Here is a 26,602-nt window from a genome sequence, read left to right on the forward strand (position 1 = left end):
GCTCGTCACCACGCGCGCTCCCCGCCGGCTCGACCGATCGGCACGCCGGGCGGGTCGCAGCGGACGATCCCAGTGGCTCATCCACACGATCCTCGGCCTCGGCGCGCTCGTGATGGTCTTCCCGTTCATCTGGCAGCTGATCACGGCGTTCAAGACTCTCCCGGAATCGCGCGCAGTGCCCCCGGTGTTCTGGCCCGATGTGATCGATTTCAAGGGGATCGCCACATTCTTCGCGACGGTGCCCTTCACCGACATGCTCGGCATGTCGGTGGGCTCCCTCCTGCTACGCGTCGCCGGGCAGGTGATCGTCTGCACTCTCGCTGCATACGGGTTCGCACGCTTCCACTTCATTGGGCGCAACGTTCTGTTTCTCCTGTTCCTCGTCATGCTGATGGCGCCGCCACAGCTATTCCTTATCGCTCAGTTCGACCTGATGCAGATGTTGCACCTGCTCGACACTTTGCCGGCGATCGCGATCCCCGGCATATTCTCCGCATTCGGCACCTTTCTCATGCGTCAGGCATTCATGTCGTTACCGAAGGAGTACGAGGAAGCCGCGCGTCTGGATGGGGCGAACGCGTTCCAGATCTTCTGGCGCGTGATGCTGCCAATGGTCACACCTACAGTTGCAGCGCTGGTCGTGCTGACGTCCTTGTACTCTTGGAACGACCTGCTCTGGCCGCTGATCGTGACCGCATCGCCAGAGATGATGACGCTTCCTGTCGGGCTCGCGAACTTGCAGGGCATCCATGGCACTGATTATCCGGCTCTCATGGCGGGTTCGTTCATCGCCTCGCTTCCGCTGATCGTCATCTTCATCCTGCTGCAACGACAGTTCTTCGCAGGCATAGCGTCGAGCGGCCTGAAAGGATAGAGCATGCGCCAACTGCCGCTCACGTCTCCTGCGTCGCACGCCGTGTTCCGCCGCATCCTCAGCCATGGCCCGACCGGTCGCGTTGACATCGCCCGCGCCACGGGCCTGTCACAAGCGGCCGTAACGAAGGCGGTGACGCCCCTCCTCGACGCGGGATTCGTCGTCGCCGGCGAAGCTGCCGCGCAGGCCGTCGGCCGCCCGATCAGCCCACTGAGCGTCGCAGCAGGTCGGGCACACGTGATCGGTGTGAAAGTAACGTCCGATCATACCTACGGCGTACTCACAGGACTCGATGCGCGCATCGTCGCACGAGCCGAACGGGCGCTGTCGAGTTCGAACGTAACCGAGGTCGTCGCTGCCGTGACGGCCGTCGTCGATGAGCTACGTGACTCCTCCCCAACGCCGGTCGAAGGTGTGGGTGTGGCCGTGTCCGGTGATGTCGACCGCATCGGCGGAGTCGTGCGCGACTCTCCTCTGCTCAGATGGCATGACATCGCACTTGCCGACCTGATTGAGAACGCGACCGGCCTGGCAGCCGAGGTCGAGAACGACGTGCGTGCTCTGACCGTCACTGAGCAGATGTTCGGAGCCGGACGCAATGCAACGTCTTTCGCCCTCGTCACCATCGGCGCTGGCATCGGTTGTGGCCTCTCGTTCGGCGAAACGATATTGACAGGCGCGCATGGCGTGTCCGGGGAACTCGGGCACATCCCTTTGGCCGATGACGACACTCTCTGCAGCTGCGGGCGCACTGGCTGTGTAGAGGCGGTCGCAAGTACTGACGCAGTGCTCTCACGGATTCGTGCCGGTCACGATGATGAGAATCTGACGAGCGCCGACGCGTTCCGTCTGGCCCACGCCGAAGATCCAATTGCCAGGTCGGCGTTTGAGCGCGCCGGCGAGGTCATCGGGTCAGCGCTCGCAACGCTCGCTAATCTGTTTGGCCCAGAACTGATTGTGATTTCCGGCGAGAACGTCACGGAATACGGGCTCTACGAACGCTGTGTTCGCGACGCGTTCGCCCGGCACGCTTTCGGTGCCGCACAGAACTGCGAGATCGTGCTGCGTCCGCATGTGTTCGACGATTGGGCGCGCGGTGCAGCTACGTGCGTCATCGAGTCGATTGCCCGCGGACGCTCAACCTGACGAGAATCGATCGGCTCAGATCCAGTCCATCGCGACGGCGCCGACCATGACCGCCGCGATGACGACCACGGCGCAGCCCGCGACGATCCAGCCGATCTTCGCCCGCCTCGACAGCCGGTCGTGCCGGCGGGGTCCGCCCGCGAGCATCGCCACCGCCGGATCGGTGGACGCCGACCCGTACGGCGGCGCGGGCGCGGGCGGAACAACCGTTGCGCCGTGCTCGGCCAGCTCGGTCGGGTCGGCGGGCAGCGGCGGAGACGATGGGTCCGCCTGCGGCCCGGCCGGATCCTCGAGCGCGTCGGCGTTCGAGGGATCCGGCTCGTGAATGTCGTCGTGCGGACCAGGTTGATCGCTCATAATCGGAGCCCCCGTTGTGTCTCGTTGAGTCAGGAGGGTAACAAGGATCCCTCGCGGGGCCGACCCCCTGGACAGATCCGCTCCGGCCGCGATCTCACGCAGCGGGTCAGAACTCCGACAGGTCCACCGAGACCTCGCCGTCGTCGCCGACGGATACGGGAACGACCGTTCCGTAGTTGAACGGCGCGCTCACCTCGGTGTCGTCGTCCTCCCAATCGTCGTCCTCGTCCCAGCGCTGCTGGTAATCGATGTGCATCCTGCCGCCGTCGACGAGCACGTAGGCCCCGTCTTCGTCGTCGACGAAGGTGAGCTCCGGCTCCTGGGTCCACGAGCGCTTGATGCCCGTCACCGCGTACGACGGCTCGCGCCATCCGAGCACGACGGAGCAGTCGCTCGGCTGGAACTTGTCGCTCGTCATGCAGAGGTCGATGCGCTCCTGCACCACCGCGATCGCCTGCTGCTGCGCGTCGTCGGTCCACGTCGGGACGAAGGTCAGCGCGTCGTCGCCCTCGCTTCCGCCGGCGTTCGGCAGCACTGTGACGGCGATGTCGTCGCCGTAGGTGAACGGGCGGTCATCCGACGTCGGCGCCTCGAAGGTGTAGGTGCCGGGCAGCACGGGCAGGGCCGTGGCACCCTCCGCATCGGCGAAGCCGCTGAGGTCGACCTCGACGCCGTTGACCCGCGTCACCTGCGACACATCGCCCACGACGAGCGTCTGCCCCGGGCCCTCCTCGATGCGCCAGTCGTCGAACAGCACCGCTTGCGTGCCGTGCTTCTGCAGCCGCATCAGCACGTCGTAGTTCTTGCTGTCGACCGTCAGCTGCGCCGCAACATCCACGACGCCGTCGTACTCGTCGACATCGGTGATCTCATATGCGGTGGGGCGGTCGTCCGCCGCGGCGTAGATCTCGGACGCCAGCAGCACGCGCTCGGCGGAGGTGACGTTCGGCGCCCAGAGCTCGAGCGCACGACCCGCGTCGCCGTCGACGACGGCCGACAGGTACTCCTCCGCGCGGGCCTGCGCCGAGTACGTCGTCGCCGCCAGGTGGTTCTTGATGAACACGCCCACCACGAGCGCGGCCACGAGCACGACGACGGCGGATCCGCCGATGAGCCAACCGATCTTCGCCTTCCTCGACACCGGCGTGCGCTCGCGGGCGCCGTCGGAGAGCATCGCGACGACGGGGTCCACGGGCGCGGTCGCGTACGGCTGCGCCGGCGCGGGAGGCGCGGCGGGCGAGCCATGGGCGGCGAGCAGAGCCGGTTCCGCGGGCACGGGCGGGACCTCGTGGCCCGCGGGCAGCGCCGCCGGATCCTCGAGGCCCTGCGCGCCCGGCGCAGACGGATCCGCCGGTCGCGCGGGGATCCCCTCGGGCTCCGGTGCCGCGGCGGGCGGCGTCGTCGGCGCGTCGTGGTCGGCGGGACCATGCGGCGCGGCGGCGTTCGGAGCCACCGGAGCATATGGGGCAGGCGGCGCGCTCGGTTCCGTGGGAGCGTGCGGCGCAGCGGGCGCGTTCGGATCCGCGGGAGCGTATGGCGTGCCGGGCGCGGGAGCCGCCGCGGCGGCGTTCGGATCCGCCGGAGCGTACGACGCGCCGACCGCGGGAGACGCGGAAGACGCCGGCGCGGTCGCTGCGGCGGCAGACTGCGCCGCGGCGGCGGATCCGACTGTCGCGCCGACCGCGATCGTTCTCACGACACCGCCGGGCACGGCTGCCACGAATGCGGGCACGACGAAGCGTGCGAGCACCTCGACCACGGCGCCGATGACGGCGAACAGCAGGAAGGTCCACACGGCGGGGCCGAAGGCGACGCGTGCGGTGCCGCCGAGCCCGCCCTCGAGCAGCGCACTGAGGTCGCCCGACGTCGACACCGATGCCGACACGGACACGCGACCGGCGAGCGTCACGAGCACGCCGACGACCGCGTACGCGACAGGAAGCAGTGCCCAGGATGCACCATCGCGCGCCACACCGGTGCGCAGCCGCCACCGCACGCTCACGATCGCGAGCGCGAGCACGGCGACCAGGGGCAGCACGATGCGGATCCACACGGGGAAGACGTCTGAGAACATCCAGACGCTGGGCAGGTCCTCCGCCAGGTCGCCGAGGCCGCTGAAGTCGCCGATCAGCTCATTCGTCGCCCCGCCCGTGACCGACGCGCCCACGGTCGCGAGCGATGCGATCGCACCCCCGTCGGCTGCGAGGAACGGCAGCAGCACGGGCGCGAGCAGCACCAGTCCGATGATCTCCCCCGCGCCGTTCGCATCGAACGCAACGACGGCGATGAGCGCGAGAGCGATGAGCGCGCCCAGCCCGCCGATGTGCTCGAGGGCCTGCACGAGCGCCGTGCGGGCGCGGCTGCGTGCCGTACGCACGGGCGAAAGCACGAAGAAGGCCGCGGCCCCGACCAGCGCGATCCCGGCGATGATGCTCCAGAAGGAGATCGCCCGAGTGGTGAAGCTGCCCGGTGCCCCCGGCAGCGCGATCGAGAGGGGCGCGACGAGCTGCAGGATCACCGCCACGAGCGCGAAGGCGGCACCCGCGGCCGCCGCGACGACGAGGCGCAGGCCGGCCGTCAGGTCGGTGCGCGGGACCGCGCGCCGGGCGAACAGACGCAGCGACACCAGGGCGGCGATCGGTACCAGCACCGGGATGAACAGCGCGGAGACGCTGAACGACGCCGCACCGGCCACGGACGTCGACGCCCCCAGCGATCCGCCGAATCCGGCGCCGAGCAGCTGCGCGATGACCGCGAACCAGTGCGGAGCCAGGAGCTCGAAGAACTCGGATCCGCCGCGATCGCCGAGGAACAACCGGCCGCCGAACAATCCGAGCAGCGTGATCAGGATGCTCGCCGCAAGCGCCCCCGCGAGCGCGAAGCCCGAGGTGATGAGCGCCGCGATCCACGGATCCTTCGCGGCCAACGGAGCGGGCACCTTCTCACGGGCCGTTGCGACCGCGCCCGCGAACGCCTGCTGCGCGTTCTGCCCCTGCCCCGGAACGGGCGCGCCCTGCGGCGCATACGGATGCTGCGGAGCGGCGGCGGGCGCCTGCGGCGGCACCGGCGCACCGGGATACTGCGGCGGAATCGGCGGCGTCGCAGCCGCATCCTCACCCGGATTCGGACCCGGTCCGCCCTCATTCGGACGCGACTGATCGCTCATCGACTCTCCCCCTGTATATCAAACCGACTCGGAGAGGCTATCAATCTTCTGAAACCGGCCCGCGCTCCGGGTCGCCGCATGACGAAATCGGCCCCCACGATCCGAAGATCATGGAGGCCGAAGTCAGCTCACATCAGGTCAGTTATACGTACCCGGCGTGAAGTCGTCCGTCGAGAACGCGTCGAAGTCGACGTAGCTGTAGTCGCCGTCTGCGAACGCACCGTCGGATGCGAAGATGCGGTTCGGGTACCGCTCCGCCTTCGCCTCTTCCGTGGCCTCCACCTCGACGTCGCGGTACTTGGCAAGGCCCGTACCGGCCGGGATGAGCTTACCGATGATGACGTTCTCCTTGAGACCGATCAGCGGGTCGCGCTTGCCCTGGAGCGCCGCCTCCGTGAGGACGCGGGTGGTCTCCTGGAAGGACGCGGCCGAGAGCCACGATTCGGTCGCGAGCGACGCCTTCGTGATACCCATCAGCTCCGGGCGGCCTGACGCGGGGCGCTTGCCCTCGCCGACCGTTGCACGGTTGACGTCCTGGTAGCGACGCATGTCGACCATTTCGCCCGGCAGGAGGTCGGTCTCGCCGTGGTCGACCACGGTGACCTTGCGCAGCATCTGCCGCACGATGACCTCGATGTGCTTGTCGTGAATCGGCACACCCTGCGAGCGGTAGACGCCCTGCACGCCGTCCACGAGGTACTTCTGCACCTCGCGGGCGCCCTGCACGCGCATGATCTCCTTCGGGTCGAGCGTTCCGACCTGAAGCGCCTCGCCGACCTCGACGTGCTGCCCGTCCTCGACGAGAAGCGTCGCGCGCTTCAGCACCGGGTAGACGTGCGGCTCGTCGCCGTTGTCGGGCGTGACGATGACCTTCTTGCCCTTGTCGGAGTCTTCGATCGTGACACGACCGGCCGACTCCGAGATCGGCGATGCGCCCTTCGGCGTGCGCGCCTCGAACAGCTCCTGCACGCGGGGCAGACCCTGCGTGATGTCGTCTGCCGAAGCGGATCCACCCGTGTGGAACGTACGCATCGTGAGCTGCGTGCCGGGCTCGCCGATGGACTGCGCGGCGATGATGCCGACGGCCTCACCGATGTCGACGAGGTTGCCCGTCGCCAGCGAACGGCCGTAGCAGCGTGCACAGACGCCGACCGCCGAGTCACAGGTGAGCACGGAGCGCACCTTGATCTCGGTGATGCCGCCCGCGACGAGCTTCTCGATCATCGGGTCGCCGACGTCCTGGCCGGGCTGCGCCAGCACAGTGCCGTCTTCGGCCACGACGTCGACCGCGAGGTTGCGGGCGAACACCGAGTTCTCGACGTTGCTGTCCGGAACGAGCACGCCGTTGGCGTCGGGTGCCGCGATCGGGTACGTCAGGCCCTTCGACGTGCCGCAGTCCTCCTCGCGGATGATGACATCCTGCGAGACGTCCACGAGACGACGCGTGAGGTAGCCCGAGTCGGCGGTACGAAGAGCCGTGTCGGCGAGACCCTTACGCGCACCGTGGGTGGCGATGAAGTACTCGGCGACCGTCAGACCCTCACGGAACGACGACAGGATCGGGCGGGGGATGATCTCGCCCTTCGGGTTGTTCACGAGACCACGGATGGCCGCGATGTTACGGATCTGCAGCCAGTTACCGCGGGCACCCGACGAGACCATGCGGTAGATGCTGTTGTCCTTCGGGAAGGACTCCTTCATCTCCTGCTGGAGAACGTCGGTCGCCTCGGTCCACAGCGTGGTGAGCTCCTGGCGGCGCTCCGAGTCGGTCGTCAGACCCTTCTCGTACTGAGCGGTGATCTTCGCGGCCTTCTTCTCGTAGTCCGCGATGATCTCGCCCTTGCGCACCGGCGAGACGATGTCGCTGAGCGCGACCGTGACACCCGAGCGCGTGGCCCAGTAGAAGCCGGCGTCCTTGATGTTGTCCAGCGTCTCCGCCGTGACGACCTTCGGGTACTCCTCGGCCAGCTTGTTCACGATCTGCGAGAGCTTGCCCTTGTCGGCCTGCTCGCGCACGAACGGGTAGCCCTTCGGCAGCTGACCGTTGAAGATCATCTGACCGAGCGAGGCGTCGACGCGACCGTGCGACTCGTATCCCTCAGGGGCATCGCCCTCGAGGAACGCGAGGCCCGGCTGGAAGATGCTCGCCTTCGCCTGAAGGTGAAGCGTGCCCTCCTCGAAGGCCATCTGGGCCTCTTCGACGGATCCGAACACGCGACCCTCGCCGGTCGCACCCTCGTTGACCGTCGTGATGTGGTGCAGACCGATGATCATGTCCTGCGAGGGCAGGGTCACCGGGCGGCCGTCCGACGGCTTCAGGATGTTGTTCGAGGCGAGCATCAGCGTGCGGGCCTCGGCCTGCGCCTCCACCGAGAGGGGAAGGTGCACGGCCATCTGGTCGCCGTCGAAGTCGGCGTTGAACGCCGCGCAGACGAGCGGGTGCAGCTGGATCGCCTTGCCCTCCACGAGCTGCGGCTCGAACGCCTGGATGCCGAGGCGGTGCAGCGTGGGCGCGCGGTTCAGCAGAACCGGGCGCTCGCGGATGACCTCATCGAGCACGTCCCAGACCTCGGGACGGGTGCGCTCGACCGCGCGCTTGGCGGCCTTGATGTTCTGCGAGTGACCGAGGTCGATCAGGCGCTTGATGACGAACGGCTTGAACAGCTCGAGCGCCATCTGCTTCGGAAGACCGCACTGGTGCAGCTTCAGCTGCGGGCCCACCACGATGACCGAACGGCCCGAGTAGTCGACGCGCTTGCCGAGCAGGTTCTGGCGGAAACGACCCTGCTTGCCCTTCAGCATGTCGCTGAGGGACTTCAGGGCGCGGTTGCCGGTACCCGTCACGGGGCGGCCGCGGCGACCGTTGTCGAACAGCGCGTCGACGGCCTCCTGCAGCATGCGCTTCTCGTTGTTGACGATGATCTCAGGGGCGCTGAGATCGAGCAGGCGGCGCAGACGGTTGTTGCGGTTGATCACGCGGCGGTACAGGTCGTTCAGGTCGCTCGTCGCGAACCGACCACCGTCGAGCTGCACCATCGGGCGCAGCTCGGGCGGGATGACCGGAACGACGTCGAGCACCATCGCGGCCGGGCTCATGCCCGTCGCGAGGAACGAGCTGACGACCTTGAGGCGCTTGATCGCACGGATCTTGCGCTGGCCCTTGCCCTCGGAGATCTGCTCGCGGAGCAGAACGGCCTCGGTCTCGAGGTCGAACTCCGCGAGGCGCACCTGCAGCGCCTCGGCACCCATGCGGGCGTCGAAGTACTGGCCGAAGCGGTCCTGGAGCTCCTGGAAGACGTCGTCCTCCGGCTTCAGCTGACCGACCTCGAGCGTGCGGAACTCCTCCCACATGCGCTCGAGCTTGGAGACCTGCTCGTCCGCGCGCTTGCGGATCGTGGCCATCTCCTTCTCGGCGGCGTCCTTGACCTTCTTCTTCTGGTCGGCCTTGGCACCCTCCGCCTCGAGGGCGGCGAGCTCGTCCTCCAGCTTCTGGAGGCGCTCCGCGACGCGAGCGTCACGACGGTCGGAGACCGCCTTGATCTCGAGGCGCAGGTTGCTCTCGTGGGTGGGCAGGTCGCGGTGACGCGCGTCGGCGTCGACCGAGATGACCATGTAGGCAGCGAAGTAGATGACCTTCTCGAGGTCCTTCGGCGCCATGTCGAGCAGGTACCCGAGGCGCGAAGGAACGCCCTTGAAGTACCAGATGTGCGTGACGGGCGCGGCGAGCTCGAGGTGGCCCATGCGGTCGCGGCGGACCGAGCTCTTGGTGACCTCTACCCCGCAGCGCTCGCAGATGATGCCCTTGAAGCGCACGCGCTTGTACTTACCGCAGGCGCACTCCCAGTCGCGGCTCGGGCCGAAGATCTGCTCTCCGAAGAGGCCGTCCTTCTCGGGCTTGAGCGTGCGGTAGTTGATCGTCTCGGGCTTCTTGACCTCACCGAATGACCAGCGACGGATGTCGTCGGCAGTGGCCAGACCGATGCGAAGCTCATCGAAAGTTGTTGCGTCGAGCAATTGACTCTCCTGTGTGAAAAATCTGTGTATCGGCCGGGCGGATCAGATCTCGTCGATCGAGGCGGACTCGAATCGCGAAGAGATGTTGATACCGAGCTCTTCCGCTGCGCGGAAGGCCTCGTCGTCGGTGTCGCGGAGGCTGACGGCTTCGCCGTCTGCTCCGAGCACCTCGACGTTCAGGCAGAGCGACTGCATCTCCTTCATGAGCACCTTGAAGGACTCGGGGATGCCGGGCTCCGGGATGTTCTCACCCTTGACGATCGACTCGTAGACCTTGACGCGGCCCAGGATGTCGTCGGACTTGACCGTGAGCAGCTCCTGCAGGGCGTATGCAGCGCCGTAAGCCTCGAGGGCCCAGACCTCCATCTCGCCGAAGCGCTGACCACCGAACTGCGCCTTACCACCGAGCGGCTGCTGGGTGATCATCGAGTACGGACCCGTCGAACGCGCGTGGATCTTGTCGTCGACGAGGTGGTGCAGCTTCAGGATGTACATGTAACCGACCGCGATCGGGTACGGGTACGGCTCGCCGGTGCGTCCGTCGATGAGCTTCGCCTTGCCGGATCCGTCGACCAGGGTCTGGCCGTCGCGGCGGGGCTTCGTCGACTCGAGAAGTCCGCGGACCTCGATCTCCTCGGCACCGTCGAACACGGGCGTCGCGACCGGCGTGCCGGCCTCGACATCGCGGTACTCCTCGGGAATGTCGACGGCCCACTCGGGGTTGCCCTCGATCTTCCAGCCCTGCTGGGCGATCCAGCCGAGGTGCACCTCGAGAACCTGACCGAAGTTCATGCGGCCCGGAATACCCATCGGGTTGAGGACCACATCGAGCGGCGTGCCGTCCTCGAGGAAGGGCATGTCCTCCTCGGGCAGGATGCGCGCGATGACGCCCTTGTTGCCGTGGCGGCCCGCGAGCTTGTCGCCCTCGGTGATCTTGCGCTTCTGAGCGATGTAGACCACGACGCGGCGGTTGACGCCCGAGCCGAGCTCGTCGTCGCCCTCTTCCGCGTCGAACTCCTTGACCGCGATGACGGTTCCCTGCTCGCCGTGGGGCACCTTCAGCGACGTGTCGCGAACCTCGCGGCTCTTCTCGTTGAAGATCGCGCGGAGAAGGCGCTCCTCGGCCGACAGCTCGGTCTCGCCCTTGGGCGTGACCTTGCCGACGAGGATGTCGCCGGGGCGAACCTCGGCGCCGATGCGGATGATGCCGCGCTCGTCGAGATCCTTCAGCAGCTCCGGGCTGACGTTGGGGAGGTCACGGGTGATCTCCTCCTTGCCGAGCTTGGTGTCGCGCGAGTCGAGCTCGTACTCCTCGATGTGGATCGAGGTGAGCGAGTCTTCCTTCACGAGGCGCTGGTTGAGGATGATCGCATCCTCGAAGTTGTAGCCCTCCCACGACATGAAGCCGATGAGCAGGTTCTTGCCGAGCGCCAGCTCGCCGTTCGACGTCGACGGGCCATCTGCGATGACCTCTCCGACCTCGATGCGGTCGCCGACGCGCACGGCCGTCTGCTGGTTGTACGTGTTGCCCTGGTTCGAGCGGTCGAACTTGCGCAGGAAGAAGTCCTGCGTGCCGCCCTCGTCGAGCTGCAGCGTGACGTAGTCAGCGGTGACGTCGGTGACGACACCCGGCTTGTCGGCGATGATCGAGTCGCCCGAGTCGATGGCGGCGAACTTCTCCATGCCGGTTCCGACGATGGGCGCCTCGGGCTCGAGGAGCGGCACCGCCTGACGCTGCATGTTCGCGCCCATGAGCGCGCGGTTCGCGTCGTCGTGCTCGAGGAACGGGATCAGCGCGGTTCCGACCGACACCATCTGGCGCGGCGAGACGTCCATGTAGCCGACCTCGTCGGACGGGATCAGGTCGACCTCGTCGCCGTGCTCGCGGGCGAGCACGCGGTCGTCGACGAACGTACCGTCGTCGTTCAGGCGCGTGTTCGCGGGGGCCACGTTGAACGCCGACTCCTCGGACGCCGACAGGTAGTCGATCTGCTCGGTGACCTTGCCGTCGACAACGCGACGGTAGGGCGTCTCGATGAAGCCGAACGAGTTGATCCGGCCGTAGGTCGCGAGGCGACCGATCAGGCCGATGTTCGGGCCTTCCGGCGTCTCGATCGGGCACATGCGGCCGTAGTGCGACGGGTGAACGTCGCGGACCTCGACGCCCGCACGCTCGCGCGACAGGCCACCCGGGCCGAGCGCCGACAGCGTGCGCTTGTGGGTGATGCCCGCGAGGGGGTTGTTCTGATCCATGAACTGCGACAGCTGGCTGGTGCCGAAGAACTCCTTGATCGCGGCCACGACGGGGCGCACGTTGATCAGGGTCTGCGGCGTGATCGCTTCGATGTCCTGCGTCGTCATGCGCTCGCGCACAACGCGCTCCATGCGGCTCAGGCCCGTGCGGACCTGGTTCTGGATGAGCTCACCGACGGCGCGGATGCGGCGGTTGCCGAAGTTGTCGATGTCGTCGGTCGCAATGCGCTTCTCGACGATCTCGCCGCCCTTGGCAACGCCCTCGAACGTCGCGTCGCCGCGGTGCAGGCGCACCATGTACTTGATCGTCGCGACGATGTCCTCGGTCGTCAGGACCGAGTCGCTCAGCGGACGGTCGAGGCCGAGCTTCTGGTTCAGCTTGAAGCGGCCGACCTTGGCGAGGTCGTAGCGCTTGGAGTTGAAGTAGAAGTTCTCGATGAGCGAGCGCGCGGCCTCGGCAGCGACCTGCTCGCCCGGGCGGAGCTTGCGGTAGATGTCGCGGAGCGCATCCTCCTGGGTGAGGACGGTGTCCTTCGCGAGGGTCTCCTCCATCGACGCGTAGCCGGCGAACTCCTCGAGGATCTGCTCGCTGGTCATGCCGAGCGCCTTGAGGAAGACGGTGACCGACTGCTTGCGCTTGCGGTCGATGCGCACGCCGACCTGGTCGCGCTTGTCGATCTCGAACTCGAGCCAAGCACCGCGGCTCGGGATCACGCGGGCCGAAACGACATCCTTATCGCTCGTCTTGTCCGGCGACTTGTCGAAGTACACGCCGGGCGAACGGACGAGCTGCGACACCACGACGCGCTCGGTGCCGTTGATGATGAACGTGCCCTCGCGCGTCTGCAGCGGGAAGTCGCCCATGAAGACGGTCTGAGTCTTGATCTCACCGGTCTGGTGGTTCATGAACTCGGCCTCGACGTAGAGCGGGGCCGCGTAGGTCTTGCCGCGGTCCTTGCACTCTTCGATCGAGTACTTCTCGGGCTCGAGGTACGGGTTCGCGAACGACAGCTGCATCGTCTCGGCGAGGTCCTCGATGGGCGAGATCTCCTCGAAGATCTCCTCGAGTCCGCTGCGCTCGGAGACGTCAGTGCTGCCGCCGGCCTTACGGTCGATGACCTGCGTCTTCCAGTCGTCGTTGCCGACGAGCCAGTCGAATGAGTCCTTCTGCAGCGCCAACAGGTCTGGGACCGTCAGTGCGTCTTTCACTCTTCCGAACGACAGACGCTGAGCGTCGCGTCCGTTATTAGTCGTGGTGGTGGGGGTGGATGCGTTGCGCGAAGCAGCCAAGGGAATTGACCTCCGTGGACCCGCGAGGGGCCTCTCGATTCCTTGCCGACAGGGTGAGGCGCACTCATTTGTCGCAATCCGCGCCGCAATATGCGGGGATCGCGCGATGCCATCCGTCCGACCACCATATGAAGGCACGGAAGAGCCAATGAGCGCAACTATTCACGTTATCCCACGGGACACGCGATGTCTACCGGGGTAGTTGACTCACATAAACCTCTCGGGTATAAACGCGCATCGCATACGCTGGGAACATGGATCTTTGGCCCTGGCATCTGTCGAGCGCGAAGTCGTGGCCCCCGTCGGGGACCACCCTGAAGACCGGCATCGCGCAACTGATCGCGCGCGCCGCGCAGTTCGGCGTCACGGTGCGTTGGAACCGCGCCCCGGGGGTCCGAGTGAGCTCGGCCCCCTTCACCGGCCGCGCGCACATCGAATCGCTCAGCGCCGACCTGACCGGCGCGGAGGTGCGCATCGACGGCGACCGCCTCGCGCGCGAAGAGGGCGAGTGGATCCCGGATCCGGATCACGACGAGGTGCACACGCGCACCCCCGGCGAGATCGCCGAGCTGCGGCTGCGCGCGGATCCGGTCACGTTCGTCGGGCGCGAAGCGCGCGCGGACGTCGCGCTCACCAACGTGCCGGTCGACTGGGTGGTCGTGAACCGCGACGGCGGCCTGCTCGGCACGGTGATGCTGCGCGACGACGTCGCGAAGCGTCTGCGCGGATCCTTCCGCTTCTCGATGGCGCAGGAGGACATCGCGGCAGTGATCCTCTCGCTGTCCGAGGAGGTCATGAAGGGCAAGGCGCGCTGGGCTGCCGCGGCGAAGGCGCTCAAGATCTCGGTGACGGAGACGACCGCGGGGCGGTTCACCGCGACCATCGGCGGCAAGGTGCGCGTGTTCTTCCTGCCGCTGTCGGCGCGCGTCGGCTTCGACCTGTCGGTGACGACCGACGGCGAGATCACGGTGCACCGCGCGGCCGCGACCAGCAAGTCACTGCTGTCGCGCCTGATGCTCCTCCCCCTGCGCCCCGATCTGCAGGAGCTGGCGGGCACGACGACGCGCATCACCGACGACTTCCGGGTGTCGAACTTCGCGGTCGACGCCGCCGACGGGCGCCTGTCGGTCTCGGGCGACCTGCACGCGCGCTGAGGCGGGACATGGGGCGACAGAGGGCGAAGGACGTCGAGTATCCGCAGGCTCGGCTGAGCCATGGCATCGCGGAGATCCGGCCGTCCGAGTACGAGAGCGGGTTCGAGGTCATCGTCGACGGCACGCCGCAGTCGCACGTCGACCTCGCGGATCCGACGCACCTCGCGTTCGAGTACGTCGCGCGCATGGGCGCCGTGATCGACCAGCTGCCCGACGGCCCGATCACGGCCGTGCACCTCGGGGCCGGCGGCATGACGATCCCGCGGTTCATCGCGTCCACGCGCCCCGGATCCCGCCAGCAGGTCGTCGAGCTCGAGCAGCCGCTCGTCGACCTGGTGCGCGAGCACCTGCCGCTGCCCGCGGGCGCGTCGATCCGCGTGCGCAACGGGGATGCGCGCGTGGGGCTGAAACGCATGCCGCCGGCGCTGCGCGGATCCGTCGACCTCGTCGTGAGCGACGTGTACTCGGGCGCGCAGACGCCCGCGCACCTGACGACCGCGGAGTTTTATCGCGAGGCGGCGGAGCTGCTGACTGCCACGGGGATCCTTCTGGTGAACGTCGCCGACGGGGCCGGGCTCGCCTTCGCCCGACGGCAGGCCGCGACGGTGAAGTCGGTACTGCCGCACCTCGCGATCCTCGCCGAGGTGCAGGTGCTCAAGGGCCGGCGGTTCGGAAATCTCGTGTTCGCCGCGTCGGGGTCGCGGATGCCGACCGAGTGGCTGCCCCGGCTGATGGCCGCCGGGCCGCACCCCGCGAAGATCGCGGAGGGCGCCGAGGTCGATCGGTTCATCGGCGGGGCGCTGCCGGCGGTCGACGGGGCCGCGACCGCATCGCCGAAGCCGTCTCTGTCACTGTTCGAGCGGTGATTCTTCGCCGGTGACGGGCGCGATCTTGGGTCGTGATCCGCGCGCCGGACCGGATACCCAGGCGCGGCCGGGCAGGATGGAAGCCTGCACTGTGCGGCCAGGAGGAAGGGGTTCGGCGTGGGCTTCATTCAGGGATACGACTCGGACACCCTGCAGGAGATCGTCGACCGCGCCGGCGTGCAAGAACGGCTCGAGGAGGTGCGCCCGCAGCGCAGCTTCCCGGCCCAGCTCGAACTCGTCTGGCTGCTGAAGGTTCTCGGCGACGTCGACGAGTCGAAGCGCGTCGCCGAGCACGCCGTGCGCCTCGCGCGCATGTCGGGCACCCGCAAGGATCTGCTGCACGCGCGGATCCTGCACGCCTCGGTCAACCAGCAGCTCGGGGCGTTCTCGCGCGCCGAGGGCGAGCTGTCGTCGTGCATCGAGGAGGCCGAGGGGCAGGGCTGGCAGCGCATCAGCGCGCTCGCGCACTCGCACCGCGGCAAGACCCGTTACGACGCGGGCGACTACTCCGGGGCGCGGTCCGACTTCAAGCGCGAGCTGTTCCTGCGGCAGGAGCTCGGCGCCGACGACGAACAGCTCGAGCAGGTCATGACCTACATCGAGGCGGCCGAGCGACGACGCTCGAGGTTCTGATGTCGGGGGTTGCTCCTACGGTGGGGGCATGGCAGATCTGACGCGGGTGACGGTGTGGGCGAACGCGCTCATCCGCATGCATCTCGATCCGTCGTGGACGTTCGCGTTCGACAACGCCAAGCGGCGTGCCGGGCTGTGCAACTTCACGGCGCAGCGCATCTCGGTGTCGAAATACCTCGCCGCCAGGTTCAGCGACGACGACGTGCACCAGACACTGCTGCACGAGGTCGCCCACGCGCTGGCGGGGCCTGCCGCGGGGCACGGACCGGCGTGGAAGCGCATCGCGCGCGAGCTCGGCTACGTCGGCAACGCCACCCACAACCTCGAGACCGCGAACGAGCTCGCCCCCTGGGTCGGCACCTGCCCGAACGGGCACATCGTGTACCGCCACCGGCGCCCGTCCCGGCCCTCGTCGTGTGTGAAGTGCGCGGGCGGCTTCGACCGGCGCTTCGTGTTCGCCTGGCGGCGGCGGGAGATCACCCGCGCCGACCGGCTCGCCGCACAGACGCCGCGCTGATCCGGGGGCTGCGGTCGCCGCGGGCGGCGCGGCCGCGCGCACAACTACGGCACGTTGGGGCGTGGGCCGCGCCGGCGGCTGCGGTTGCCGCGGGTGCGGCGTCGGCCTGCCGTAGTTATGCGGCGGGGCTCAGCCCTCGGGTGCGGTGTCGACGCGGATCGGGTCCGGATCGGCGTCGAGCGCGGCCGCGGCCTTGATGTCGTCGCGGCGGCCCTCCTCGGCGAGCGCGAGGCCCGAGGCGCTGGCCGAGAGCAGGTGCTTGAGGGCCCGGGTCAGCGGGCGGAAACCCTCCGTCGCCACGGCGACGTCGGGGGCCGAGTGGTCGAGGCCGCGGGCCGAGAGACCATCGCCGATGGCGCCGGCCGCGAGGTAGTCCTCCACCGCGAACGCGCCGTCGTCGCCGGCCAGCACGAGGTTGATCGCGGTGCGACCGCCGCAGGCGATCTGCTCGTCGTACACCGCCTGCGCCGTCGCCGACGCGTTGCGCAGGCTGCCGAGGAAGACGGTCGGCCCGTGCGGCAGCGCCGCGGCATCGGCTGCGAGTTCGTCGGAGGACCCGAGCACGTCGATCACGACCACGATTCCGGCCTTCGCGAGCCCCGTGAGGGCGTTTTCGCCCCATCCGAGGCGGACCTGGTACGTGGACTGAGAGCGCGGATCCGTCATGCCTCCAGGCTACGACTGCTCGCCCCCGGCCGCACCTCGGCCGTCACACTCCGCCTCCCGGGCATAGCCTGGGGGTGTGGAACAGCTGCATGACACCGAGTGGCGCGGATTCGCGTCGGACAACTATGCCGGAACCCACCCCGAGGTGCTCGCGGCGCTGGCAGCGGCCAACGGGGGCCACGCTCCAGCGTACGGCGAGGATCCGTACACCGCCGCCCTCCGCGCGCGCTTCCGGGAGATGCTGGGCGAACAGGCCGAGGTGTATCCGGTCTGGGGCGGCACGGGCGCGAACGTCGTCGCCCTGCAGAGCCTGCTGACCCGGTGGGGCGGAGTCATCGCCCCCGCGATCGCGCACGTCAACACCGACGAGGGCGGGGCGCCCGAGAAGGTCGGCGGGTTCAAGATCATCCCGGTGCCGACCGACGACGCGAAGCTCACGCCCGAGCTGGTCCGCGCGCACGCCGGATCCCGCGGAGTGCACACCATCGTGCCGCAGGCGGTCTCGATCACGCAGTCGACCGAGCTCGGCACGCTGTACTCGGTCGAGGAGATCCGCGCGGTCACCGACGCCGCCCATGAGCTCGGCCTCGCGGTGCACGTCGACGGCGCCCGCATCGCGAACGCGGCCGCCGCGCTGGATGTGCCCCTCGCCGACATGCTGCGCGGCGTCGACGTGCTGAGCTTCGGCGGCACCAAGATCGGCGCGATCGGCGCGGAGGCCGTCGTCGTCCTCAACCCCGACGCCGTGACCGGGATCGACTTCCTGCGCAAGAACACGATGCAGCTCGCGAGCAAGATGCGCTTCGTCTCAGCGCAGCTGCTCGCGCTGCTCGACGACGACCTCTGGATCCGCGCCGCGGCCCAGGCCAACGCCATGGCCGCCCGACTGCGCAAGGGCGTCGAGGGGCTCCCCGGCGTGCGGTTCACGCAGGCGACCGACGTCAACGGCGTGTTCGCGATCCTGCCCGAGGGCGTCGCCGACAAGGTGCGCGCGCACGTGCCGTTCTACGACTGGAACGCCGCGACCGGCGAGGTGCGCTGGCTCACCTCGTGGGACTCGACCGCCGCCGACGTCGACCGCTTCACCGGCCTCGTCTCGAGGTACTGTCGGGGCTGACCGCCTCGATCACTGCGCGACGAGGTCCGACGCGCCTCCCGTCACCACCGGCACCTCGTAGCGGCGCGGGTTGCCGAAGCGGTGCGCCGTGATCGACACGGCCTGCTCGCGCACGAACGGCAGCATCTCGACGCGGCCCGCCGTCGTGACGGGCGCCGCGTACAGCGCGACGTTCGGGGACCCATCGGTCGCCTCAAGAATCGGATCCGCCGACGCGTCGACCAGACGGATCCGCCCGCCCGTGCTCACGAACCCCGCCGCGCGGCGCGACCACGCCTCGGCGTCCTCGACGCGGTGCACCGCACCGACGTCGGCCAGGTACGCGCGCACCGGCTCGGGCAGGCGCTCGAGGCTCGACACCTCGATGGGCGCTCCGATGCGGGCACCGGCGGCGATCACGCGCACGAGCTCGACCGTGCGGGATCCCTCGAAGCGCACCGTGACGGCCGTCGGCACGTACCGCAGCACGTTCTGCTCGAGCGACAGGCCCTGCACATCGCGCGACGCGCCGAACTCGGCCTCGAACGCCGCGATGTCGGTCGCGAGGGCCGCCTCGAGGCGCTCCCTGTCCTCCGGATCCACGGCCTTGGCCGCGCGCCGCGACGCGGCATCTGCGCGTTCGCCCGCCGAGCCGGGCGCGTCGGCCCAGTCGCCGAGCGCGTACAGGTAGCTCGGGCCGCCCGCCTTCGTGCCGGGGCCGACGGCCGACTTCTTCCATCCGCCGAACGACTGGCGCTCGACGATCGCGCCCGTGATCACGCGGTTGATGTAGGCGTTTCCGGCCTGGATGGATCCGAGCCAGGTCTGGATCTCGTCGGGATCGAGCGAGTGCAGCCCGCTCGTCAGCCCGTACTCGACCTCGTTCACGATCTCGATCGCGTCCTCGAGCGTCGCGGCCTCGATGATGCCGGCGACGGGGCCGAAGTACTCGGTCAGGTGGAACTCGCTGCCGGGCTCGACGCCCACGCGGATGCCGGGCGACCAGAGCGCGCCCGAGTCGTCCTGGCGCCGCGGCTCGATCAGCCAGCGCTGCCCCTGTTCGAGGGTCGTCAGGCCGCGCAGCAGCTTGCCCTCGGCCGGCGCGATGACCGGTCCGATCTGCGCGCCCTCCTGCCAGGGGTAGCCGACCTCGTAGCCGTCGATCGCGTCGAGCAGCTGACGGCGGAAGCGCTCGCTCGTGGCGACGGATCCGACGACGACGATCAGCGACGCCGCCGAGCACTTCTGGCCGGCGTGGCCGAAGGCCGAGTACGCGATGTCCTTCGCGGCGAGGTCGAAATCGGCGCTCGGCGTGACGATGATCGCGTTCTTCCCGCTCGTCTCGGCGAGCAGCGGCAGGTCGCGGCGGAACGAGCGGAACAGCTCGGCCGTCTCGTACGCGCCCGTGAGGATCGCGCGCTCGACGCGCGGATCCGACAGCAGCCGGGATCCGAGCTCGCCGCTGATGCGCACGAGCCGCAGCGCCTCGCGCGGCACGCCCGCTTCCCAGAGCGATTCCGCGATGACGGCGCCCGTTCGCGAGGCCTGGCGGGCCGGCTTGAAGATCACGGAGGATCCCGCGGCGAGCGCGGCGAGCACACCGCCCGCGGGGATCGCGGCGGGGAAGTTCCAGGGCGGGATCACGGCCGTCACGCGCGCGGGCGTGAAGCTCGCGCCGTCGACCTCCTCGAGCCGCTCGGCGCTCAGCGCGTAGTAGTGCGCGAAGTCGATCGCCTCGCTCACCTCGGGATCGCCCTGCTCGATCACCTTGCCACACTCGGATCCCATCACCTCGAGGAGATCGCCGCGGCGACGCTGCAGGATGTCGCCCGCGCGGTGCAGGATCGCCACGCGCTCCGCGAGCGGAAGGTCGCGCCAGCCCGCGTCGACGGCCCCTGAGATCGCGTCATCGAGCGCCTCGGGCGAGTCGATCTCGGCGGCCTCGATCGTGTCGATGCCGAGGCGCGAGTGCTGCATGCGCGCGCGGATCCCCGCCGCCCATTCGCGGTTCGCTTCGAGGGACGGATCCGTGTCGGGGGTGTTGCGGAACGCGGATCCGGTCGCGCCGCGCGGCCCCTCTTCGTACGGGGGCTGGCTCTCGCGACGGTCCATCGTGCGGTTCGGCTCGGGGATGTCTCCCGGGATCATGTCGATCGACGCGAGGAACCGCGCCTTCTCGCGCTGGAACAGGCGCTCGTCGCTGTCGAGATCGAACACGGCCGACATGAAGTTCTCGGGGCTCGCGCCCTCCTCGAGGCGGCGGATCAGGTACGCGATCGCCACGTCGAACTCCTGCGGGTGCACGACGGGCGTGTACAGCAGCAGCTCGCCGACGTCGCGGCGCACGACGGCCGCCTGCTGTGTCGCCATGCCGAGCAGCATCTCGAACTCGATGCCCTCGGTGATGCCGCGCGTCTCGGCGAGCAGCTTCGCGAGGGCGACGTCGAAGAGGTTGTGGCCCGCGATGCCGAGGTGCACGTTCCGGATGCGGTCGGGGTGCAGCGCGTACTCGAGCACCTGCTTGTAGCCCGCGTCGGTGTGCTGCTTCGACGGCCAGGTCGCGAGCGGCCAGCCGTGCGTGTCGGCGTCGACTTCCTCCATCGGCAGGTTCGCGCCCTTGACGATGCGCACCTTCACGGGGGATCCGCCGGACGCGACGCGCTCGGCCGCCCACTCCTGGAGGCGCACCATCGCCGCGAGGCAGTCGGGCAGGTACGCCTGCAGCACGATGCCCGCGCGGACCGACTGGAACTCCTCGCGGTCGAGGATGCGCTGGAACACGTCGAGCGTGACGTCGAGGTCCTTGTACTCCTCCATATCGAGGTTCAGGAACGTGTCGTTCGCGACCGCCGCGCGGTACACCGGCACGAGGGCGTCGACCGCCTCCGACACCGCCTGGTCGTGCGCCCACTGGCTGTGCGGGGCGACGGTCGAGGAGACCTTGATCGAGATGTAGTCGACGTCTGAGCGCTCGATGAGACGGATCGTGCCGGCGACGCGGCGGTCGGCCTCGCGCTGGCCGAGGATCGCCTCGCCGAGCAGGTTGACGTTGAGACGCGTGCCCGGGCCGCCGATGCGTGCCAGGGCCGGGCCGAGGCGACGGTCGCTCGCGTCGACGATCAGATGGCGCACCATCTGGCGCAGCACGCGGCGCGCGATGGGAACGACGATCGGCGGGACGAGCGCCGCGACGGATCCGCCGAGACGGACCAGCGCGCGCAGGTACGCCGGCAAGAAGGACGGGACGTCGCGGGCGACCGCGCGGAAGTTGCGGGCGGCGACGCGGAGATCCTCCGGACGCACGACGCCGTCGACGAATCCGGTGGCGAAATCGAGACCCTTGGGGTCGCTGAGCACGCCGGCGAGGTTGCGCCCGGCTGCGTCGACCTTCTCGTCGCGCGCCTGTTCGAGCCACGTGCGCACCTGCGCGATCGCCTGATCCGCGAGGGCGATGTCGATATCCTTGACGGTGTTCATAGTGAGCCTCCTTGCCGTATCACCATCGTGCTCCTCGTAATCTGTCGCGTAAAGCTCACAGTTTCGAAGGGATTCATTCGAAGTTCTCGAATAATCGCTACGCTCGCATCATGACCGCCGTCTGGAGCTCGCACCGGTTGATGCTGCTGCGCGAACTGCAGCTGCGCGGCACGATCTCGGCTGTCGCCGAGGCCCTGAACTACGCGTCGTCGACGGTGTCGCAGCAGCTCGCGCAGCTCGAGCGGGAGGTCGGCGCCCCGCTCCTGCGGGCGGACGGACGCCGGGTTCGGCTGACGCCGCAGGGCGAACGGCTGGCCGTGCACGCCTCGGAACTGCTCGCCCTCGAGGAGCGCACCCGCGCGTCGCTCGAGGTCGGCACCCCGGCGCCCGTGCGCATCGCGGCGCTGCAGACCTCGGCGCGGGCGCTGCTCCCCCGCGCGCTGACGATGCTCGCCGAGTCGCATCCCGGCATGCGGGTCGAGGTGTCGGTCGTTCCGCCCGAGGAGGGATTGTTCGAGGCGGAGGCGCGCGAGTTCGACCTCGTGATCGCCGAGCAGTACCCGGGTCACACGCGCGAGCTGCGCGCGGGGCTCGACCGGGTGACGCTCGGACACGACCCGATCCGTCTCGCGGCAGCACCGGAGTCGCCCGTGCAGTCGGTGGGCGATGCCCGCGGCGAGGCCTGGATCATGGAGCCGGTCGGCACCGCCGTGCGCACCTGGTCGGTGCAGCAGTGCCGGGCCGCGGGATTCGAGCCCGACGTTCGCTTCGAGGCGGCCGACCTGCTGGCGCAGGTGCGCCTGATCTCGGCGGGGCACGCGGTCGGGCTGCTGCCGGAGCAGCTGCTCTCGGGAGACGCGACCCCCGTGCGCCTGATCGACCTGCCCGGATCCCCGACGCGGGAGCTGTTCACCTCGGCGCGCGAGTCGTCCGCGGCGTCGGTCGGGGTGCGCGCGGTGCGCGAGGCGCTGGGGAGGGCGTTCGGCGAGGCGGCGGGGCGGCGCTGATCGGGCTACGCGGCCGCGAGGGCCTCCACCGGCGAGATGCGGGTGGCGAGGCGCGTCGGGGTGACCGCTGCCACCAGCGTGAGCAGCGCCATGGCCCCGATCACGATGGCCACCGGCACCCACGGAATCGCCGGTGCGACGAGCAGCCCGCCGTCCGGGTAGTACCCGATCGTCGACTGCGCGCCGATCCAGCCGTAGGCGACGCCGAGCACCAGGCCGAGCAGCGTCGACGCGATCGTGATGTGGGCCGCCTCGAGCAGCACCATCACGCGGATCTGTCCGCTCGACAGGCCCAGCGCGCGCAGCAGCCCCAGCTCGGTGCGGCGCTGCACGACGCCGATCGTCAAGAGGTTCACGAGCCCGACCGCAGCGATGATCGCGGAGAACCCGACGAGCCCCATCATGACCCCGGAGAAGAGGTCGAGGAAGGCACTGATCCCGCTCGCGTCGGCTTCTTCGGCCGGCACCCCCTGCAGCAGCACCTGCTCGAACGTCTCGGTCGCGACGGCGAACATCACCACGAGGGTGACGCCGACGACGACGCCGATCGACATGCGGCTCGATCGCTCGGGGTACCGCAGCGCGTTCTCTGCGGCCAACCGGCTCGTCGCGGATCCGCCGAACGCCCGCCCCACGAGCCGCAGCACGGGCGGCATGACGGCCGCGGATCCCATCACCAGCGCGGTGAACGACAGCAGACCGCCGACGAACGACACGACGACCGCGGCCGGCGTCAGCAGCCCCAGAATCAGGCCGCCGATCAGCAGCAGCACGCCGAGCAGGCCGATGACGATCGCGAACCCGTTCTTCGCGCGCCCGCCGCGGGCCTCGTCCTGCGATCGCACGACGGATCCGCCGAGCGCGGCGAGCGGCGTGACGCTCAGCACGCGCCGGGATCCGCCCCACGCCGCGAGCCACGTGGTGATGATGACGGCGATCGACGGCAGCGCCATCCATGCCGAGAACGTGTCGTCCGGGGCGGGCGCGTCGAGGATCCGGCCCGCGATCGACGTGCCGGCGAGCGCGATGACGATGCCGATCGCGAGGCCGATCGCGGATCCGATGAGCCCGACGACCAGCCCCTGCCCCGCGACCTTCCGTCGCTCGGCGCGCGCGGTGGATCCGATGAGCCGCAGGAGCGCGATCTGGCGCGTGCGGCCCGCGACGATCGTCGAGAACGTGTTGGCCGTGACGATCGCGCCGACGTACATCGCGATGACGATGAAGATGACGCTGAGGATGCCGACCATCAGTGTGACCGTGCCGGTCTCGCCGAGGGTCTCCCCCGCGAGGAAGCCGAGGTATTTGGTGGTCGCGAGCAGGGTCACGCCGAAGGACGACGACAGGGCCGCGACGAGGATGCTCGCGCCCATGCCGCGTTCGCGCAGGAAGCTCATGCCGCCATCTCCTGTTCCGTGCGCAGCATGTGCGCCGAGATCTCCTCGGGCGTCTGGCGCGGCTTGTCGGCGACGATCCGGCCGTCGCCGAGGAACAGCACGCGGTCGGCGAAGCTCGCCGCGATCGGGTCGTGCGTGACCATCGCGATGCTCTGGCCGTTCGCGCTCGCGCCCTGCAGGATCCGCAGCACTTCGCGGCCCGTGCGGGAGTCGAGGTTGCCGGTCGGTTCGTCGGCGAAGACGAGATCCGGCTCGGTGGCGAGGGCGCGCGCGATCGCGACGCGCTGCTGCTGGCCGCCCGACAGCTCGTGCGGGCGGTGGGTGAGCCGCTTCTCGAGACCGAGATCGTAGACGAGATCCTGGATGCGGTGCTGCTCAGGTGTGGTGGGCTTTCGCCCATCGAGGTCGAAGGGCAGCAGGATGTTCGCCTTGACGTCGAGGGTCGGCACGAGGTTGAAGGCCTGGAAGATGAAGCCGGCCTTGCGGCGGCGCAGCAGCGTGAGGTCGCGATCGTTCAGGGCCGTGATGTCGGTGTCGCCGATCCAGGCCGTGCCGCTGGTCGGGGCGTCGAGCCCGGCCATGATGTGCATGAGCGTCGACTTGCCCGAGCCCGAGGGACCCATGATGGCGGTGAACTCGCCACGGCGGATTCCGACGCTGATGTCGTCGAGCGCGGTGACGGTTCCGGCTCCGGTGCCGAAGCTCTTGGTGAGGTGGGTGACGCGGGCGGCGAGGCCCAGGTCCGATGTGGTGATCTCCATACCTACGACGCTATTTTCCGGCCGTATCCTGCGTCATCGGGCCGCGGGTTGATCTGCGTACACCGCGAGGATGACGTTCGGGCCCGGTTCTGTTGGAGGTTCCAGCAGAACCGGGCGGTCAGCCGGCGAGGCCGTGGTCGTAGGCGAAAACGACGAGCTGCACCCGGTCGCGCAGCCCGAGTTTCGTGAGGATTCGGCTGATGTGGGTCTTCACCGTCGCCTCGCTGAGGAATTCACCGGCCGCGATCTCGCCGTTGCTGAGCCCGCGCGCGGCGAGGGCGAAGATCTCGCGCTCGCGCGCAGTCAGGTGTTCGTACTCCGCCGGCGGCGCCTTCGACTGGGCGTACTCGGCGAACAGGTCGCGGGTCTGGCTCGCGGCGATCACGCTCGATCCGGCGTGAACGCCGCGGATCGCCGCGAGCAGGAACTCGGGGCCGGCGTCCTTCAGCAGGAACCCGCTCGCGCCGCCCCGGATCGCCCGCGCCGCCGCCTCGTCGAGGTCGAACGTCGTGAGCATGACGACCTTCGGCGGCTGCGACATCAGGAGGATCTCGGCGGTGGCGGCGATGCCGTCCATCACCGGCATGCGGATGTCCATGAGCACGATGTCGGGCTGCGTGCGCGCGACCATCGCGACCGCCTCCTGCCCGTTGCCGGCCTCTCCCGCGACCTCCAGGTCGGGCTGCGAGTCGATGAGCATGCGGATGCCACCGCGGAACAGCGCCTGATCGTCGACGAGTGCGACGCGGATCATCGTGCCTCCCAGGGAATCTCGGCGCGCACCGTGAAGCGATCGGCCGAATGATCGATGTCGAGGGATCCGCCCACCAGCGACGCGCGTTCCCGCATGCCGATGATGCCGTGTCCCTGGTCGGAAACGGGCTGCCGCGCCGATCCCCCGACGGGATTCGACACGGCCAGCCGCACGGATCCGGGAAACCACGCGAGCGACACCGCGACCGGCTCGCCGTCGCCGTGGCGGAGCCCGTTCGTGAGCGCCTCCTGCAGGATCCGGTACACCGCGAGCTGCACCGCCGCCGGGACATCCCCGAGCGGCGCCGGGTCGATGTCGACGGTGAGATCCATGCCCGCCCGGCGGATCTGCGCGAACAGCGTGTCGATGTCGGCGATCGTCGGCTGCGGCCCCTCGGCCTCGCGGTGGCGCAGCTGCGCAAGCAGCACGCGCACGTCGGCGAGCGCGGATCCGGCCGTCTGACTGATCGTGCCGAGCGTGTCGAGGGCAATCTGCGGATCCGCCCTGCCCGCGTAGCGCGCGCCGTTCGCCTGCGCGACGACGACCGCGAGGGAGTGCGCGACGACGTCGTGCATGTCGCGGGCGATGCGCGCCCGTTCTTGCTCGGCCTGCGCGACCGCGTCGGCGATTCGCTTCGCGTCCTGGATCTCGCGGGCGCGGAACATCGTGCGCACGAGGGCGCCGGCCGTCCACGCGAGGGCGAAGCCGAGCAGCACGGCGATGGTCGTGACGCTTGCCTCGGTCGCCGCCGTCGCGAGGCCGCCGTTGGTCGTGCTGATGCCGATGATGAAGAGGTAGCCCGCGACCGTGACCGAACCGACGACGACCGACGCCGCACCCAGCCACAGCACGAGGCGGGATCCGTATGCCGCCGTCACGTACAGCACGCCGAGGACCGCGAGGTTCGACGGCAGCGGGGCCAGGAGGAGCGCCATCTGCACGATCGCGCCGAGCCAGGCGATCGCGAGCGAGAGCGCGGGCGAGAGCCGCCTGACCGCGAGCGCCGCGGCCATGATTCCGGCGATCAGCGGGACGAGCGCCGGGCTGTCGGTGAAGTAGAACTGGGATCGGGCGGACACGGCGAAGAACACGATCGCGATCGCGATGTCGATGCCGAGGCGCACCTTGCCGATGGAGCGGAACACGCGCTCTACGCTATGCGGTCATCGCCCGC

18 protein-coding genes are annotated in these 26,602 nt (G+C 69.2%); 8 read left to right on the forward strand and 10 right to left on the reverse strand.

What is annotated here, in order from left to right; translation table 11 throughout:
- The first annotated feature begins 112 nt into the window (after positions 1–112).
- Both G510_RS0106850 and G510_RS0106855 read left to right on the forward strand, forming a co-directional pair.
- Positions 113–874: a carbohydrate ABC transporter permease gene (locus G510_RS0106850; RefSeq protein WP_245563248.1), complete on the forward strand. Its 762-nt coding sequence runs from the start codon at positions 113–115 to the stop codon at positions 872–874.
- A gap of 3 nt (positions 875–877) precedes the next feature.
- A complete protein-coding gene (locus G510_RS0106855) occupies positions 878–2,020 on the forward strand; it encodes an ROK family transcriptional regulator (RefSeq protein WP_029153029.1) in 1,143 nt (380 codons plus the stop codon).
- 15 nt (positions 2,021–2,035) lie between these two features.
- On the opposite strand, the gene G510_RS0106860 is transcribed toward G510_RS0106855, so the two are convergent.
- From G510_RS0106860 to rpoB, 4 genes are all read right to left on the reverse strand, one after another.
- The gene (locus G510_RS0106860) at positions 2,036–2,377 is read right to left on the reverse strand and encodes a hypothetical protein (RefSeq protein WP_029153030.1); all 342 of its coding nucleotides are present in this window, start codon (positions 2,375–2,377) and stop codon (positions 2,036–2,038) included.
- 106 nt (positions 2,378–2,483) lie between these two features.
- On the reverse strand, positions 2,484–5,543 hold the full coding sequence (locus G510_RS0106865) for a hypothetical protein (protein WP_029153031.1): 3,060 nt from the start codon (positions 5,541–5,543) through the stop codon (positions 2,484–2,486).
- A gap of 138 nt (positions 5,544–5,681) precedes the next feature.
- The gene (gene rpoC, locus G510_RS0106870; protein WP_029153032.1) at positions 5,682–9,557 is read right to left on the reverse strand and encodes a DNA-directed RNA polymerase subunit beta'; all 3,876 of its coding nucleotides are present in this window, start codon (positions 9,555–9,557) and stop codon (positions 5,682–5,684) included.
- A 42-nt stretch (positions 9,558–9,599) separates the two neighbouring features.
- The gene (gene rpoB / locus G510_RS0106875) at positions 9,600–13,100 is read right to left on the reverse strand and encodes a DNA-directed RNA polymerase subunit beta (protein WP_029153033.1); all 3,501 of its coding nucleotides are present in this window, start codon (positions 13,098–13,100) and stop codon (positions 9,600–9,602) included.
- Between the two features lie 254 nt (positions 13,101–13,354).
- Between rpoB and G510_RS0106880 the strand changes: the two genes are divergently transcribed.
- From G510_RS0106880 to G510_RS0106895, 4 genes are all read left to right on the forward strand, one after another.
- Positions 13,355–14,254 (forward strand): hypothetical protein, encoded by a 900-nt coding sequence (locus G510_RS0106880; RefSeq protein WP_029153034.1) that lies wholly within the window; start codon positions 13,355–13,357, stop codon positions 14,252–14,254.
- Between the two features lie 8 nt (positions 14,255–14,262).
- Positions 14,263–15,120: a spermidine synthase gene (locus tag G510_RS0106885; RefSeq protein WP_029153035.1), complete on the forward strand. Its 858-nt coding sequence runs from the start codon at positions 14,263–14,265 to the stop codon at positions 15,118–15,120.
- 117 nt (positions 15,121–15,237) lie between these two features.
- Entirely contained in the window at positions 15,238–15,753 is a 516-nt protein-coding gene (locus G510_RS0106890) for an SH3 domain-containing protein (RefSeq protein WP_029153036.1), read from the forward strand.
- Between the two features lie 28 nt (positions 15,754–15,781).
- Entirely contained in the window at positions 15,782–16,270 is a 489-nt protein-coding gene (locus G510_RS0106895; protein ID WP_029153037.1) for a SprT-like domain-containing protein, read from the forward strand.
- A 129-nt stretch (positions 16,271–16,399) separates the two neighbouring features.
- On the opposite strand, the gene G510_RS15780 is transcribed toward G510_RS0106895, so the two are convergent.
- Positions 16,400–16,936 carry a 2-phosphosulfolactate phosphatase gene (locus G510_RS15780; protein ID WP_051216544.1) on the reverse strand — a complete coding sequence of 179 codons (537 nt, stop codon included), beginning with the start codon at positions 16,934–16,936 and terminating at the stop codon, positions 16,400–16,402.
- Positions 16,937–17,012: 76 nt separating this feature from the next.
- On the opposite strand from G510_RS15780, the gene G510_RS0106905 reads away from it, so the two are divergent.
- Entirely contained in the window at positions 17,013–18,053 is a 1,041-nt protein-coding gene (locus G510_RS0106905; RefSeq protein WP_029153038.1) for a threonine aldolase family protein, read from the forward strand.
- 9 nt (positions 18,054–18,062) lie between these two features.
- Here the strand turns inward: G510_RS0106905 and G510_RS15785 are convergent, their stop codons facing one another.
- Positions 18,063–21,509 carry a bifunctional proline dehydrogenase/L-glutamate gamma-semialdehyde dehydrogenase gene (locus G510_RS15785; protein WP_051216546.1) on the reverse strand — a complete coding sequence of 1,149 codons (3,447 nt, stop codon included), beginning with the start codon at positions 21,507–21,509 and terminating at the stop codon, positions 18,063–18,065.
- Positions 21,510–21,619: 110 nt separating this feature from the next.
- Here G510_RS15785 and G510_RS0106915 point away from each other — a divergent pair, with 110 nt between their 5' ends.
- Positions 21,620–22,516, forward strand: coding sequence for a LysR substrate-binding domain-containing protein (locus G510_RS0106915; RefSeq protein WP_036322300.1), 897 nt, complete (start codon positions 21,620–21,622; stop codon positions 22,514–22,516).
- A 5-nt stretch (positions 22,517–22,521) separates the two neighbouring features.
- Here the strand turns inward: G510_RS0106915 and G510_RS0106920 are convergent, their stop codons facing one another.
- The 4 genes from G510_RS0106920 to G510_RS0106935 form a co-directional block, all read right to left on the reverse strand.
- Positions 22,522–23,913, reverse strand: a complete 1,392-nt coding sequence (locus tag G510_RS0106920; protein ID WP_029153040.1) for an ABC transporter permease — start codon at positions 23,911–23,913, stop codon at positions 22,522–22,524.
- Positions 23,910–24,674 (reverse strand): ABC transporter ATP-binding protein, encoded by a 765-nt coding sequence (locus G510_RS0106925; RefSeq protein WP_029153041.1) that lies wholly within the window; start codon positions 24,672–24,674, stop codon positions 23,910–23,912. Before G510_RS0106925 ends, G510_RS0106920 begins: the two co-directional genes overlap by 4 nt.
- A 118-nt stretch (positions 24,675–24,792) precedes the next feature.
- Positions 24,793–25,428, reverse strand: a complete 636-nt coding sequence (locus tag G510_RS0106930; protein WP_029153042.1) for a response regulator transcription factor — start codon at positions 25,426–25,428, stop codon at positions 24,793–24,795.
- A complete protein-coding gene (locus G510_RS0106935; protein ID WP_029153043.1) occupies positions 25,425–26,573 on the reverse strand; it encodes a histidine kinase in 1,149 nt (382 codons plus the stop codon). The genes G510_RS0106930 and G510_RS0106935 overlap by 4 nt, the downstream gene beginning before the upstream one ends.
- Positions 26,574–26,602: the final 29 nt, after the last annotated feature.

Origin of the sequence: Microbacterium gubbeenense DSM 15944 (assembly GCF_000422745.1) — a bacterium.
GTDB classification, from domain to species: domain Bacteria; phylum Actinomycetota; class Actinomycetes; order Actinomycetales; family Microbacteriaceae; genus Microbacterium; species Microbacterium gubbeenense.

What these genes read in the sequence shown, in the direction of transcription:
- G510_RS15780 (WP_051216544.1), bottom strand. Translation starts at nt 16,936, where the DNA reads ATGACGGATCCGCGCTCTCAGTCCACGTACCAGGTCCGCCTCGGATGG.
- G510_RS0106855 (WP_029153029.1), top strand. Translation starts at nt 878, where the DNA reads ATGCGCCAACTGCCGCTCACGTCTCCTGCGTCGCACGCCGTGTTCCGC.
- G510_RS0106920 (WP_029153040.1), bottom strand. Translation starts at nt 23,913, where the DNA reads ATGAGCTTCCTGCGCGAACGCGGCATGGGCGCGAGCATCCTCGTCGCG.
- G510_RS0106850 (WP_245563248.1), top strand. Translation starts at nt 113, where the DNA reads ATGGTCTTCCCGTTCATCTGGCAGCTGATCACGGCGTTCAAGACTCTC.
- G510_RS15785 (WP_051216546.1), bottom strand. Translation starts at nt 21,509, where the DNA reads ATGAACACCGTCAAGGATATCGACATCGCCCTCGCGGATCAGGCGATC.
- G510_RS0106880 (WP_029153034.1), top strand. Translation starts at nt 13,355, where the DNA reads ATGGATCTTTGGCCCTGGCATCTGTCGAGCGCGAAGTCGTGGCCCCCG.
- G510_RS0106885 (WP_029153035.1), top strand. Translation starts at nt 14,263, where the DNA reads ATGGGGCGACAGAGGGCGAAGGACGTCGAGTATCCGCAGGCTCGGCTG.
- G510_RS0106865 (WP_029153031.1), bottom strand. Translation starts at nt 5,543, where the DNA reads ATGAGCGATCAGTCGCGTCCGAATGAGGGCGGACCGGGTCCGAATCCG.
- G510_RS0106930 (WP_029153042.1), bottom strand. Translation starts at nt 25,428, where the DNA reads ATGATCCGCGTCGCACTCGTCGACGATCAGGCGCTGTTCCGCGGTGGC.
- G510_RS0106895 (WP_029153037.1), top strand. Translation starts at nt 15,782, where the DNA reads ATGGCAGATCTGACGCGGGTGACGGTGTGGGCGAACGCGCTCATCCGC.
- G510_RS0106915 (WP_036322300.1), top strand. Translation starts at nt 21,620, where the DNA reads ATGACCGCCGTCTGGAGCTCGCACCGGTTGATGCTGCTGCGCGAACTG.
- G510_RS0106860 (WP_029153030.1), bottom strand. Translation starts at nt 2,377, where the DNA reads ATGAGCGATCAACCTGGTCCGCACGACGACATTCACGAGCCGGATCCC.
- G510_RS0106925 (WP_029153041.1), bottom strand. Translation starts at nt 24,674, where the DNA reads ATGGAGATCACCACATCGGACCTGGGCCTCGCCGCCCGCGTCACCCAC.